The 12,593-nt window shown below is 63.3% G+C and carries 14 protein-coding genes; 3 read left to right on the top strand and 11 right to left on the bottom strand.

Annotated elements, in window-relative coordinates:
- From flgG to EEB15_RS29920, 9 genes are all read right to left on the bottom strand, one after another.
- Positions 1-798 (bottom strand): flagellar basal-body rod protein FlgG, encoded by a 798-nt coding sequence (gene flgG, locus EEB15_RS29960; RefSeq protein ID WP_141513643.1) that lies wholly within the window; start codon positions 796-798, stop codon positions 1-3.
- Positions 799-828: 30 nt separating this feature from the next.
- Complete coding sequence (locus EEB15_RS29955; protein WP_141513642.1) at positions 829-1,581, bottom strand: flagellar hook-basal body protein; 753 nt, start codon at positions 1,579-1,581, stop codon at positions 829-831.
- A 33-nt stretch (positions 1,582-1,614) separates the two neighbouring features.
- Positions 1,615-3,678: a flagellar biosynthesis protein FlhA gene (gene flhA, locus EEB15_RS29950; protein ID WP_141513641.1), complete on the bottom strand. Its 2,064-nt coding sequence runs from the start codon at positions 3,676-3,678 to the stop codon at positions 1,615-1,617.
- Positions 3,675-4,766, bottom strand: coding sequence for a flagellar biosynthesis protein FlhB (locus EEB15_RS29945; RefSeq protein WP_141513640.1), 1,092 nt, complete (start codon positions 4,764-4,766; stop codon positions 3,675-3,677). Before EEB15_RS29945 ends, flhA begins: the two co-directional genes overlap by 4 nt.
- Entirely contained in the window at positions 4,766-5,596 is an 831-nt protein-coding gene (gene fliR, locus EEB15_RS29940; RefSeq protein WP_141513639.1) for a flagellar biosynthetic protein FliR, read from the bottom strand. The genes EEB15_RS29945 and fliR overlap by 1 nt, the downstream gene beginning before the upstream one ends.
- 12 nt (positions 5,597-5,608) lie before the next feature.
- The gene (locus tag EEB15_RS29935; RefSeq protein ID WP_141513638.1) at positions 5,609-5,875 is read right to left on the bottom strand and encodes a flagellar biosynthetic protein FliQ; all 267 of its coding nucleotides are present in this window, start codon (positions 5,873-5,875) and stop codon (positions 5,609-5,611) included.
- A gap of 376 nt (positions 5,876-6,251) precedes the next feature.
- Positions 6,252-7,391 carry a tetratricopeptide repeat protein gene (locus EEB15_RS29930; protein ID WP_141513637.1) on the bottom strand — a complete coding sequence of 380 codons (1,140 nt, stop codon included), beginning with the start codon at positions 7,389-7,391 and terminating at the stop codon, positions 6,252-6,254.
- 72 nt (positions 7,392-7,463) lie between these two features.
- Complete coding sequence (locus EEB15_RS29925; protein WP_141513636.1) at positions 7,464-7,922, bottom strand: DUF2846 domain-containing protein; 459 nt, start codon at positions 7,920-7,922, stop codon at positions 7,464-7,466.
- A complete protein-coding gene (locus tag EEB15_RS29920; RefSeq protein ID WP_141513635.1) occupies positions 7,922-8,332 on the bottom strand; it encodes a hypothetical protein in 411 nt (136 codons plus the stop codon). Before EEB15_RS29920 ends, EEB15_RS29925 begins: the two co-directional genes overlap by 1 nt.
- Before the next feature lie 119 nt (positions 8,333-8,451).
- On the opposite strand from EEB15_RS29920, the gene EEB15_RS29915 reads away from it, so the two are divergent.
- From EEB15_RS29915 to EEB15_RS29905, 3 genes are all read left to right on the top strand, one after another.
- Positions 8,452-8,667 carry a hypothetical protein gene (locus EEB15_RS29915; protein ID WP_199236667.1) on the top strand — a complete coding sequence of 72 codons (216 nt, stop codon included), beginning with the start codon at positions 8,452-8,454 and terminating at the stop codon, positions 8,665-8,667.
- Between the two features lie 761 nt (positions 8,668-9,428).
- Positions 9,429-9,641 carry a DDE-type integrase/transposase/recombinase gene (locus tag EEB15_RS29910; RefSeq protein WP_141513634.1) on the top strand — a complete coding sequence of 71 codons (213 nt, stop codon included), beginning with the start codon at positions 9,429-9,431 and terminating at the stop codon, positions 9,639-9,641.
- Between the two features lie 532 nt (positions 9,642-10,173).
- A complete protein-coding gene (locus EEB15_RS29905) occupies positions 10,174-10,764 on the top strand; it encodes a DUF4291 domain-containing protein (RefSeq protein WP_233259676.1) in 591 nt (196 codons plus the stop codon).
- Here EEB15_RS29905 and EEB15_RS29900 read toward each other — a convergent pair.
- Entirely contained in the window at positions 10,757-11,245 is a 489-nt protein-coding gene (locus EEB15_RS29900; protein WP_141513633.1) for a hypothetical protein, read from the bottom strand. The genes EEB15_RS29905 and EEB15_RS29900 overlap by 8 nt on opposite strands.
- Positions 11,245-12,593, bottom strand: a 1,349-nt coding sequence (locus tag EEB15_RS34340; protein ID WP_233259675.1) for a hypothetical protein, incomplete at its 5' end; no start/stop codon positions are given. The genes EEB15_RS29900 and EEB15_RS34340, both read right to left, overlap by 1 nt.

Genomic DNA, 12,593 nt, shown 5'->3' with positions numbered 1-12,593 from the left:
TCATTTGCGCAGGTTGTTCACCATGCCGAGCATCTCGTCGGCTGCCTGCACCACCTTGACGCTGGCTTCATACGCGCGCTGCGCCAGCATGAGGTTGACCATCTCGTCGACCATCTTGACGTTGGAGCCTTCGAGGAACCCTTGTGCGAGCGTGCCCACGCCCTCGTCGCCGGCGCGCATGGCGATGGCCTCGCCGGATGCTTCGTTCGCTCGATAGAGGTTGTCGCCTTGCGCCGCCAGCTGCCCGACCCCGGCGAACCGCACCAGCTCGAACTGCCCCGCCTCGATCGGCGTGGCCTGGTTGGTGACCTTGATCAGCACACGCCCGTCGGCGCCGATCACGACGGACTGTGCGTTGTCCGGAATCGCGATCGCGGGCTTGAGGGGGTATCCGGCCTGCGTGGCCAGGAGGCCGTCCTTGTTGACCTTGAGCGAGCCGCCGCGCGTGTATGCGCTGGAGCCGTCCGGCATGGTCACTTCGAGGAAGCCTTCGCCGCGGATGGCGATGTCGAATGGCGACTCGGTCTTGCGCAGCTCGCCCGAGTCGAAGATCTTGCCAATGCCGGAAATGCCCACCCCGGCACCGACGCGCTGACTTTGGGCGAGCGCACCGCTGCGCAGATCTTCCGCGGAGGGTTGCGCCAGGCGGTTGCTTTCGCGCACCATCAAGTCGGAGAACCCGACGCGGCCCTTCTTGAAGCCCACGGTGTTGGCGTTGGAGAGATTGTTGGCAATGGTCTCGACGTTGAGCTGCTGGGCTTGCATGCCCGTCGCGCCGATGTAGAGTGCATCAAACATTTCTATTTCCCTTGACTTGGTTCGGGGCCGTCACGACGTTTCGCCCAACTTGCGGATGGCCGTTCCCAGCATGTCGTCATAGCCCTGCGCAACTTTTTGCATGCTTTCGAAGTGCCGCATCGCGTGCACCAGGGTTGTCATCTCGTACGTCGAGCTGACGTTGGAGTTCTCGAGGAAGCCCTGGCGCACCTGCACCTCGTCATCGGCGACGAGCTTCATTCCAGGACCCGCGGCCACGAGGCCGTCGCCCTTCGGCTGCAGCCTGGCATTGCCATCGAACTCGACGACTTTCAGTTGCGCGACCAAGGCGCCGTCGCCATTGGCCGACGTGACGCCGCCATTCGCAGCGATGGAAGGATTGGAGACGTTCAACACGATCTCACCGCCGGCACCCATCACCGGGTAGCCTTGGGCCGTGACGAGGCGTCCACGCGCGTCGAGCCGGAAACTGCCTCCACGGGTGTAGGCCGGTCCCGCGTCGGTAAGCACCTCGAAGTGGCCCTTGCCGGCCAGCGCCAGGTCCAGGCTTTGGCCGGTGGACTTGAGCGTTCCCGAACGGGCATCGGTTGCGAATTCGACCAGCGGCGCAGTCGTGCCCGCGCCCTCCGTGACAGCGGCGGCCTGTGTGAGATGCGCGGCGAAGCTCGCGCCTTGCGGCGCCTGCATCGCGATGCCGCGCTTGTAGCCCGGCGTCAACGCATTGGCCATGTTCATGCCGATCTGCTCGACTCGGGCCATGTCGCCCTGCATGCTGTGCAATGCAATGGCAAGAACTTCACTCATGGAGGGCGCTCGCCTTCTTCTTCATATGTTTCGTCATATCGTCACCACGCCGTAGGACTTCAGCTCGATGTTCTGGGGAATCTCGGTCAGCGACAGCACCCGCAGGTGAGGCACCGCGCGCTCGCACAACGAGCGGATGTGCCGGCGCAAGTCCGGCGTGCACAGCAGCACCGGCAGCAGATTGCTCTTCATCATCTGTTCCGCTTGCTGCGTCATCCGGCCCATGAACTGCTCGGCCAGCTTCGGCTCCAGTGCATAAGGCTGCTGGTTGGCATGCGCGGATTGCAAGCCCTGCATCAGCCGGCTTTCGATCATCGGGTCGAGCGTCATCACCTGCAGCGACGACGCTTCTCCCACCAGGCCCTGGCAGATTGCCGGACCCAGGCGCTGGCGCACCTGTTCGGTGAGCAGGCTGGCGTCCTTGGTGGAGCGGCCCGCGTCCGACAACGTTTCGAGAATGGCCTCGATGTGGCGAATGGAGACCTTTTCGCGAAGCAGGTTCTGCAGCACCTTCTGCACGTCACCCACACCCAGCACCGTGGGAATCAACTCCTCGACGAGGCCGGGCTGGTTCTGGCGTACTCGCGCCAGCAGACGATCGGTTTCGGCGCGCGTCAGCAGCGTCGCGGATTCGCGGCGCAGGACTTCGGTGAGGTGCGTCATCAGCACCGTGGGGCCGTCGACCAGGGTGAATTTTCCTGCCACGGCCGTGCTTCGCTGGTCATCGTCGATCCAGAGTGCCGGCAGGCCGTACGTCGGGTCTCGTGTGACTTCACCGGGAATCGATCGCACGTCACCGCTGGGGTGGATCGCGAGCCATTGGTTGGTGCGCGCTTCACCCTTGGCCACGGGCACGCCGTCAACGCTGATCTCGTAGCGGTCAGCGCCCAGCTTGCCCGAATCCTTGAACCGCACCCGCGGAAGCACAAGCCCCAGCTCCTGTGCGTGCTGCTTTCGAAACGCCTTGATGCGCTCCATGAAAAGCCCATTGGCGTCGTTGACGAGCGGCAGCCAGTTGCGTCCGATGTGGACTTCCACCGGTTCGACTGACAGCGTGGCATACGGGTCATCGGTTCCGCCCGCGCCGCCTTCGGCTCCGTCACCCGCGGCTTCATCGTCCGCCTTCGCTTCGCGCCCGTCGCGTGCGATCCGGTGGGCGATGAAGGCGACCCCGAGCACGGCGGCCAGGAGAATGAGCGTCGGCACCAGCGGAATGCCGGGCAGCAGCAACAGGCCACACAGCGCCGCGGCCACGAGCAGCAGGGTCTTGGGGAAGGACGTGATCTGCCGCAGGACTTCCTGGCTCAGATTGGTGTCCGATGACGAGCGCGTCACGATGATGCCCGTGCCCACCGCAATCACCAGCGCGGGAACCTGCGTCACGATGCCGTCGCCGATGGTCAGCAGCGTGTAGGTCTGCAGCGCCTGCCCCCATGGAATGTGGTGCTGCATCACGCCGATCAGCAAGCCGCCGACGATGTTGATCAGCAGGATGATGATGCCGGCGATGGCGTCGCCCTTGACGAACTTGCTGGCTCCGTCCATCGCGCCGTAGAACCCGGCTTCCTTTTCGATTTGCTTGCGGCGGCGCTGGGCTTCGGCCTGATCGATGAAGCCCATGTTGAGATCGGCGTCGATGCTCATCTGCGCGCCGGGCATGCTGTCCAGCGTGAAACGCGCGGCAACCTCGGAGACGCGCTGGGCGCCGTTCGTCACCACGACGTACTGCACCACGATCAGGATCAGGAAGACGATCAACCCGATGACGTAGTTGCCGCCGACCACGTAGGAGCCCACGGCCGAAATCACCTTGCCTGCGTCGCCATCCGAGAGAATCAGCCGCGTGGCCGCGACGTTGAGCGACAGCCGGAACAGCGTGGCGATCAGCAGCAGCGACGGGAAGGTCGAAAACTCGACCGGCCGCGCCATGTAGAACGTGAGCAGCAGGATCAGGAACGCGAAGCAGAAGTTCGTGAGGATCAGAAAATCCAGCAGCGGACTGGGAATGGGCGCGAACAGCACGATGAGCACGCCCAGCACCAGCGCCACCAGCGCGATGTCGCTGTTGCGGCCGAAGAAGGCTTGCAGCGCCTTCACGTCGCGGCTCCCGGGGCGGCGCCCGTGCGCGCCTGTTTCATCGCGAACACCCACACCATGATGCGCGCCACCTGCGCATACAGCGACGGCGGAACGTGCTGATCCACTTCCAGCGAGTGGTAAAGCTCGCGCGCCAAGGGCGGGTTCTGGACCACGGGAATACTGTGCCGTGCGGCGATTTCACGCATCTTGGCGGCCAGCGTGCCCGTGCCTTTCGCGATCATCTGCGGCGACTGCATCTCGCCGTGGACGTAACGCAGCGCCACCGCGAAGTGCGTGGGATTGGTCAGCAGCACGTCGGCGTTCTTGGTATACGCAGCTGCCATGCTCCGCTTGAGGGCTTCGCGCCGCAGCTCGCGCAGGCGCGCGCGGATGCGCGGATCGCCTTCGCGGTTCTTGCCTTCGTCCTTCAGGTCGCGCCGGCTCATGCGCATCTTCTTGTTGAACTCGCGCCGCGTGTAGCCGTAGTCCACCAGCGCGATGAGGCACAGCATCAAGGCGATCTTCAGGCCGGTGCTTGCGGCGTCGTCGATGATGGTTCGCGCCAGCCCTGCGGGCGGCAGTGCGGCCAAATGGAAGAACTGGGGCACCAGGCTTTTCAGCGAGTAGTACACGACGAGCGTGAGCAGCAACAGCTTCACGATGGCCCGCGCCCCGTCGAACAGCGTCCGCATCGAGAAGACCTTCTTGAGGCCGTTGACCGGGTTGAGGCGGTCGAAGTCCGGCTGCACGGGCTCCATCGACAGGATGGGCCCGGTCTGCATCATGTTGCCGACGATGGCCGCCAGCATCAGCGCACCGAGGAACGGCGCGAGCATGAATCCCGCGTCACGGATCATTCCGCCCACCAGGTGCCACAGGTTCGCCGCGCTGGGCTCGATGCGCCCGGCCTGCGTCAACAATGCGTGGTCATAGCCGAACTGCGCGACCAGGCCGTCCCAGCCCTTCCAGTTGAGATACACGATGGCGACCGTGAACACCAGTGCCGACACCACTTCCGCGCTCTTGCTGACTTGCCCCTTCTCCCTGGCCTTTTGCAGCTTGTAGGGAGTGGCTTCCTCGTTGCGATCGAGATCCTGCTCGGCCATCAGCGGGCTCCCGGCGCAGGTGCCGGGGCAGCGGCAAACACCGCGTCCCAGGTCTTGTAGATCGAACCGTAGATGCGATTCATCGCGGGGCCGACACCGCCGAACCAGAGCGACAGCGCCGCCAGCCCGACGACGATCTTGATGGGCGCCCCGATGACGAACATGTTCATCTGCGGCAGATTGCGGGCGACCACACCCAGCGCCAGCTCCACCAGCAGCAGGCACACCACCACCGGCGCGGCCAGCGCGAAGCCCAGCGCGAACAGGCCCGCCATCTGCTTGATAACCCAGGGGGCGGCCGATTCGATGGGCCAGCCTCGCCCCAGCGGGAAGCGCTCCAGGCTGTAGGCAATGCCGCGCAGCAGCGCGTGGTGGCCGTCGAGCAGGAAGAACACGATGACGCCGAGCTTGTCGAACGCCGAAGTGAGCACGGGGACTTGGCGCTGCGTGACGGGATCGTAGACCTGCGCCATGCCGAAGCCGATCTGCACGTCGACCAGCCGGCCGGCCATGGAGATGGACGCGAACGCGATGAGGATGCCCAGGGCCAGCGTCGCGCCCAGCGCCAGTTCCGTGATGCCGGCGGCCACCAGTTCGCCGTTACCCATGGCGAGCAGCGCGCGCGTTTCGGCCGATGGGACGCCGAGCGCGAGCCCGAGCGCCAGGCCGATCACGATCAGCACGCGGGCGGTGGCCGGGACGCTGAAGGCGTAGAGGATGGGCGTGAACAGGAACACCGCGGACAAGCGCAGCGACAGCAGGAAGATGGCCAGCACGAAACCCTGATCGGGAATCGCGGCCGAAACCGTGCGAGCCAATTCGAAGTCCATCGCCGTGTTGACTCAGAACATCGAGGGAATCTGCGTCCAGAGCCGCGTGGTGAACTGCGACAGGGTGCGCAGCATCCAGGGACCGAACACGATGAGTGCCACGCCGGCGGTGACCAGCTTGGGAACGAAGGTGAGGGACATCTCCTGAACCTGCGTGACCACCTGCAGCACGCTGATGGCCAGGCCGACCAGCATCACCAAACCCAGCACGGGCAAGCACACCAACAGGCCGGTCCAGAACAGATCTGCCATCATGGCGACGGCCAAATCGGAATGCATACTTCCTCCCTACTACTCACACATACCCACTCACGTGGGCTCAACTCATCAACATCGTTGCTGATAGCAAGCAAATGTTTCCAAGTGTGCGATTCTAGGAAGAAGCTAGGACTAGAGTTGTAACAGTGTCTAGGTGTTTACCCTAGTCAATAGATATTTTGACTAAATAGTAGGCAGCAACGGCCGATGTATTAGCCCGGCTGCCCAGGCGCCGTTTGCCATCATTTTTGTAGCAGACAAGCACCCCTCGGTGCGGTCCAAACGGCCCACGCTGTCGCCCGCGCCGACCATTATTGGGGCGCGTCGAGTGACCTCGATCGGCGATCTTTGTGACTTCTGCACGCAGCGCCGTCGCAACGCCGACGCGGCAAAAAAATCAGCGCTTGCGCTTGTTCAATGCGGCCACGAGCGTGGCGCCCGCGGGGCCGGGCCGCGCCGACAATATCTTCAGCGCCAGCGTCTTGAACTTTTCAGGGTCGCTGGCAACGCCCGACAGCACCATCTGTGCATAGCGGGCAGACAAGCCTTCCTTGTCGAGTCGCAGTGCGCGCTCGATGCCCTCTTCGGCTTCGCTCTTGCGCCCCTGGAGCGCGTGCACGACCGCCAAGCCGCCGTGACTTTCACCAAAGTTGCGGTCCAGCGCCAATGCCTGCGTAAACGTCTGCTCCGCGTCCGACAGCTCACCGCGCATGATGTGGCACCAGCCCAAGGTGTGCCAGCTGCCGATGTGCGTGGGCATGTGGGTGACCGCGCGCTGCAATTGCTCTTTGGCCTCGGCCGAATTGCCTTCCAGCAAGCTGGCCATGCCCAGGCCAGACCAGCTGCGGCCGTCGGAGGGGCTGGCGGCGATGGCCTCGCCGAACATCGCCTTCGCCTTGCTCGCGTCGTCGCGCCCGAGCGCCACGGAACCGCTCACCACCAGTGCCTCCAGTGGCCTGGCGCCGGCTGCAAGGGCCGCGTCGCTCAGGCGCTGCGCTTCGTCCAGCTGGTCGTTGTCGAGATACAGCAGGCTGGCGGCTGCGAGAAAGTCTGTGTCGCCACTGCAGCGCGGCATGTGACGCTCGACGAATGCCACGGCTTGCGACACTTCGCCCAGGTGATGCAGCGTTCGCGCAAACAGCGTCACCGCCGCGGGGGCCACATCGTCTGCGGCGATGTACGGCTCCAGTGTGGCAAGCGCCTGCGTGTAGTCGCCCTGGCGAAAGTACACCAGCGCGAGATTGAAAGCGATGTTGGCGTCAGGCGTTTGCTGCAGCAGCTTTGCAAAAACCTGCGCGGCCTGCGCCAACTCGCCCTGCGCGATCAGCACATTGCCGCGCCGGTGCGCCATGAACAGGTCGTCCGGCAGCAACGCGACCGCCGCGTCCGCGTGCTTGCGCGCCGCGTCGAGCTTGCCCGCCGCGAGCGACAGATCAATGGCCGAAGCCAACAAATGCGGATTGGCCGGATCGGCGGCGAGATAACGCTCGACGCGGTCCAGGTCGAGGGTGGGTGGTTGCACAGTGGGGTTGCTCATGGTTGCGGCCACAGAGGGCGACGCTGGCAATTATGCGACCCGGCCGCAGGGGCGGCCGGGCCGATGGCGCTGTTACTTGGCCGAAACCTTGTCGCCGCCGGTGTAGCTGAGAGAAGGCAGTTCTGCACGCGCCTTTTCGGGGCTTTCGATTTCAACCACGATGCGGCCGACCAGCACGCCAATGGAGGGCGTGGTGCGCAGGTACTTCGTTTCACCCGCGGCGAGCGCGAAGCTGGCGGACTTTTCGACTTCGGTGGATGTGGCCGCCGCATACGTGCCCGCGGACCTGTCCACGTAGAAGAAGCCCCCCGGCTTCGACACGCCGACCACCTGGCCGTTGAGCCTGATGTCCGGCTGGATGGCCGCGCCCACGATCGAAGAAGAGCGCAGGAAATAGATGCGGCCTTCGCCCGGCTTGAGGCTGGGCATGGAAGACGCTACTTCCTGGTATTTGGCGCCGCTGGCGGCGCATCCGCCCAGTACGGCGGCGATGGCGGCGAGGCCGGCGAGTTTCAGAATGGTTCTTCTCATCAAGGTGCTCCTAGGGGTAGTGAAACGGAAGGGGAAAGTGGTGTGAAGGCGGCTTCGCCAGGCAGGTAGAAGCCGCGCAATGCGGACTCTTTGACCACCAGGTACGCCTCATGCACGTGACGGCCTTCAATGCTGAAGACGCCATCGACGCGCTGGTAGACGGTGCCCTGCGGCAGCGTGCCCACCGCCCGCCACCGGCTGTTGGCGGGCAGGGTGCGACTGTAGCCGGTGGACAGGCGCAACTCGGCGTCCTGGGCCAGAAAGATCGACGGCGCCAGAGCGCCCGCGGCCAGCGGGGCAAAGCGGGCGGGCTCGGTCGGCACGGCAAATGCGCAAGCAGCCAGCAGGAGCGCGGCTAGCGTGGAAGGCGTCACGGCGAAGGCACGCCGCAACAGGAATGGGAGGTTCATGCGCATATATCCCCGTGGATGGGCGAATGTTTAGCTGCGCACTGTGGAGGCCACGGTTGGCGCTATCGGCCGGGAATATGATGTGTCAATTGACTCTGAAGCCCGGATCTCGGATCGCAATGGACCCACAGGCTACGCACGACGCTGACGAGATGCCCGCGGAAATCGATTTCTCGGGCGGCAGGCGCGGGCAGTTCTACAAGGCGGATGCACTGCTGAACTTGCCGGTCTATCTGGACCAGCGGGTGCTGGCGACCCTCGCCGGGCTGGCCAGCGCCAAGGGAGTGGAGTTGTCAGCCCTGATCAACGATCTGCTCAAGAAAGTCTCGAACTGATCGTGCTGCACACGCACGGCGCCTTCCGGCGATTTCATGTTCCAGCTGGACGCCGCCGAGTAGGCGGCTTTGAGGTCACAGTTTGTGACCTCAAACGGCTGCGGCGGCCGGCGCCTTAGAGGGCCCAGGTGGTCGCAACCTGCGACCACCCACGTGTACTTTGTGCTGCGCTTCGCCGCGTCCATAGGGATCTGCTGGGCGGCGGTGAGCGCTATCGCCGCGCCGCCGACGCCCACGCTCACTCCGTCACAGGACTGAACGGATGGGCGCTCGTGCCGATGTACAGGGCATGAACGCTCATCTCTTAAATCTCGAATTCGCCCTTGCGGCTTCGCAGGCCCTATGGGTCTGCGCCCTTCTGTTCTTCTGGCTGCTGCGCCATCGCCGCGTCAAGGTGGGCCCGTACCGCGGGCCGCGAACGTGCGGTCCGCTGCACGCCCCGCGCGAGCGCAGACACCCGCGCGCCAAGCCCGATTGGGTGCTGCGGGAGGTGCTCTACCTGGCCAGCCATTTGCGAAGCTGCCGCAGAGTGGCGGATGTCTTCAACCGCCGCCACGGCCTGTGGGCATCGGTGGGGCATACCTACGTGTGGGAGGTGATGCGCGAGCACGCCGCGGAAATTCGGCAACTGCGGCGCGAGCGCAAGCAGCGTAAGCCCTGCCTCATCCCGGCGGGGCACAGCTTGCGCGAACCGGCGTCGATGATCCCGATCAACATGAAGGTGAAACCTTCGGGCGAGCGCAAGAAGCGTCTTCGCGATCATGGGGCATGTGCTGCTGGCGTTCAGCGAGCATGGTTTGCCCGAAGCGATTCGCACCGACAACGAGGCGATGTTCACCAGCCGGCCGTGGCTGGCCATGCTGGGGGCGTTGGGCATCGTTGCCAGGCGTGGGCCACCCTTCCAACCCTGGCACAACGGGCGCATCGAGCGGCTCTGGGGGACTCTGAAGCAGGCCATAGGAAGGAAGGGCTAGTCAAGCGCCGAGGCGCTTCAGTCGGCGCTGCAAGCGTTCACCCGTTTCTACAACCGCCTTCGTCCTCATCAGGGGCTGACCGGCCTGACGCCCGAAGAGGCCTGGCAAGGCAAGACAATGTCTGATGTTCAGCTCGCGCATGCCCTGGGGCAGTGCAACATGCAAGTCAACGAGTTGTTGGCCGGGTTCCACGGTCGAGGTTAGCCGCCTGCCGTCGTCCGGTTGGCCAGAATCGTCGGAATGGAAGCTGTCCGCCTGCGGGCGGGACGCGCTCGTCCGGATGGTCGAAAGTGCCTGAGAAATAGGCAGTTCGCAGGCACGCCGCCCCGCCGAATCCGGGGGCGGCGGGCCCGCAATGATGGCTTGGCTGCGGATTCTTCAAGAAAAAGCTCCCTCGTGGGCAACGGGCGGGTGACGGCTTCATGCGGACAGGACACAATGAGAGGACGCAACCAGAAGAACCACCACCCAAGCGGCCTATCGGTGCATCCGCAAGACAAGCCCAAGGCCATTGCGACTAGGAGGAAGAAGAATGCCTGATGATGCGATGCCAGGCGTGCCCATGCGTCAAATTCGCGCGGTCTATGACGAGACCACGATCAGGGTTTACCAAGCGTATTCGGATGCCGTCGCCGATGCGGCGTTGCACCATGGCCGGTTTGTGTCACCGCCGTTCAAGATGGAACGCATGACCTGGATCAAGCCTTCATTCTTGTGGATGATGTACCGGGCAGGATGGGGGTTGAAGGACGAAGGGCAAAAGCGGATTCTGGCCATTGACATCACGCGTGAAGGGTTTGAGTGGGCACTGGCACATAGCTGCGGCAGCCACTCGCCAGCAGGCATGTCGGAGGATGAATACGCCGCGCTCAAACAACGCTGCCCGGTGCGCGTGCAGTGGGACCCGGAGCGCGATGTCCACTTGCAGCCGCTGGCCCATCGGGCGATTCAGCTCGGACTGAGCAAGGAGGCGGTGCGGTTGTACGTGAACCAGTGGACGTGCAAGATCACGGAGGTAACAGCGCTGGCGCAGGAGGTGCGGGCACTGGTGCAGCAAGGGCAGCTTGACGAGGCTGCCAGCAAGCTGCCGGTGGAGCGGATGTATCCGCGCAAGGCTACTTGACGGGCTCCAGGGAGATGGCCATTTCGAGTGCATTTTTTGAGTAGTCGATGCTGCCATCTGGTGCGGGCTTTTTCATCTCATCGAGCGCATACACCAACTCCACCCGGCAGCCGACGCGGAACAGCGCAATGTCGGCCTTGTCGTTGACATAGATGCCCACGTCATTGCGCACGGAACCATCGTCCAGCAGCAATTCAATACTATTGATCTCATCGTCGCCTTCTTCGCCCATGCCAGCGACATAAGTACGACGGATGGTGCCCGACACAAACAGCAAGGGCATCTGGCGCTGCTCGATGCTGGCCCACCATTGCGGTGATCCATACAGCCCATGCCTACCTCTAAGGCCCATCGATGGTTTGGTCGGGTTCAGCGTGAGCGCCTGCACTATGGCAACGTACTCAGGACTATTTTTCAACTCTTCCGACAGCAGGTACACCCGCTTCATCGGTACTGGCGCTTGATCCAACTGTAAAAACATCAACGGCCTGCCTTGGGAACGAGTTCAAATTGGATGAGATTATTATTGAAGATATTGAGAGCTTGGCCTTGCCCCAACTGCGTGGTCATCTGGCCGCCTTCCACCTTAAAGCGCGCATTGGTTTGCATCCAACTTCCTGTTTGCGTCGACATGCTCGGGAACTGCGTCGTTGCCTGACCAGGGGCGGCAATGCCAATCTGCTGCAGCTGCGCCGATGTGCCGGGCGCCACCGTGAGCCTGACCGTCACGCCACCGCGTTCCGTGTATTTACCCGACGCATAGTCCAGAGAAGCCGCCGTCGACGTTTCGGTGGTGGGTGGCAACTGGCCGCTGTTCTTGAGCTGTTGAAACTGCGCAGGCGACATCGTGCGATACATGATCTCATTCCCGTGCGCATCGAAGTCCAGCACAGGACTCAAAGGATTGGTTGATCGCGTGGCAGGAATACCAACCGAATAAGTCGCCGCCGTGCCTGCCTTCATCTCACTATAAAGCCCGCTGACCACTGGTTTTGCACCGAATGCAGCCAGCGTCACTTCCAGCAAAGAGGTAGGCGCCCCGCTATCGACCAGGGCATAGTTCTGCACCATTTGCCCTAAGGTCAGGTTGGCGCTCATCCGCTCCAGGAATGACGCATTCGGGTTCTTTGAGAGCGCCTCCATGTCTTGCATTTGCGCCCCAAGCACACTCATAGTTCTGCTCTTTGCGTCAGCAAGGAATCCAATCGGTGACGTCAGATCGCGCGCGACAGACCCGATAAAACCACCCGGCGTAGAAGGATCTTGGTTGAATACGCTCATCGGGTTGTTGCGTCCACGGGCTTTCAGAATTTCCCAGACTGAAGCGTTGCTGCTGTCGGCCACCAGCACCGGTTCACCCAAAGGCGGGTGCTTTTCGTCATAAATCGCCCGTAAGGCATCGCCCGCATCGCCAGGCGTCGAGGAAAAACTGGTATCGCCCGTTGCCCGCATGCTGCCAGCGCTCAACCCATAACCGCCGCCGGCGGTCAATCCCAGACCGCTGTTGCCGGTGCTTAAGCCATACAGTGCGTCGCGCTGGCGCTGTATCGTGGCGTTGTCACTCTGCAAATCCGAGCCATTCACATAGTCATGTGCCATGGCCGGAGTAAATCGGTCACTGGCCCGGTCCATCTCGTTGACGTAATCGCGGCTAGACGGGTTGTTCGCCCCGCTGGAACTGTCGGCCAAACTCTGCCCCAGCGCATTGCCAAATGCATTGGGTCTGACGCACTGTCGTAGTCGCATGCCCGCGCAGCGAGCACTGATGCGGCCTGCAGGCGCATCGTGCATGCACGTCCAGTGCTTTGCGAAGTGCAAATTTTCCGAAG

This window comes from Ramlibacter sp. WS9 (genome assembly GCF_003797765.1).
Classification (GTDB): Bacteria; Pseudomonadota; Gammaproteobacteria; order Burkholderiales; family Burkholderiaceae_C; genus Ramlibacter.
Note: the sequence above shows the minus strand (reverse complement) of the source record. Positions and strands in the feature narration are given on the sequence as shown.

Bases quoted from the DNA above. Each gene is read 5' to 3' on its own strand.
- flgG (WP_141513643.1), bottom strand. From the start codon at position 798: ATGTTTGATGCACTCTACATCGGCGCGACGGGCATGCAAGCCCAGCAG.
- EEB15_RS29955 (WP_141513642.1), bottom strand. From the start codon at position 1,581: ATGAGTGAAGTTCTTGCCATTGCATTGCACAGCATGCAGGGCGACATG.
- EEB15_RS29945 (WP_141513640.1), bottom strand. From the start codon at position 4,766: ATGGCCGAGCAGGATCTCGATCGCAACGAGGAAGCCACTCCCTACAAG.
- fliR (WP_141513639.1), bottom strand. From the start codon at position 5,596: ATGGACTTCGAATTGGCTCGCACGGTTTCGGCCGCGATTCCCGATCAG.
- EEB15_RS29935 (WP_141513638.1), bottom strand. From the start codon at position 5,875: ATGCATTCCGATTTGGCCGTCGCCATGATGGCAGATCTGTTCTGGACC.
- EEB15_RS29930 (WP_141513637.1), bottom strand. From the start codon at position 7,391: ATGAGCAACCCCACTGTGCAACCACCCACCCTCGACCTGGACCGCGTC.
- EEB15_RS29925 (WP_141513636.1), bottom strand. From the start codon at position 7,922: ATGAGAAGAACCATTCTGAAACTCGCCGGCCTCGCCGCCATCGCCGCC.
- EEB15_RS29920 (WP_141513635.1), bottom strand. From the start codon at position 8,332: ATGAACCTCCCATTCCTGTTGCGGCGTGCCTTCGCCGTGACGCCTTCC.
- EEB15_RS29915 (WP_199236667.1), top strand. From the start codon at position 8,452: ATGGACCCACAGGCTACGCACGACGCTGACGAGATGCCCGCGGAAATC.
- EEB15_RS29910 (WP_141513634.1), top strand. From the start codon at position 9,429: ATGGGGCATGTGCTGCTGGCGTTCAGCGAGCATGGTTTGCCCGAAGCG.
- EEB15_RS29905 (WP_233259676.1), top strand. From the start codon at position 10,174: ATGCCTGATGATGCGATGCCAGGCGTGCCCATGCGTCAAATTCGCGCG.
- EEB15_RS29900 (WP_141513633.1), bottom strand. From the start codon at position 11,245: ATGTTTTTACAGTTGGATCAAGCGCCAGTACCGATGAAGCGGGTGTAC.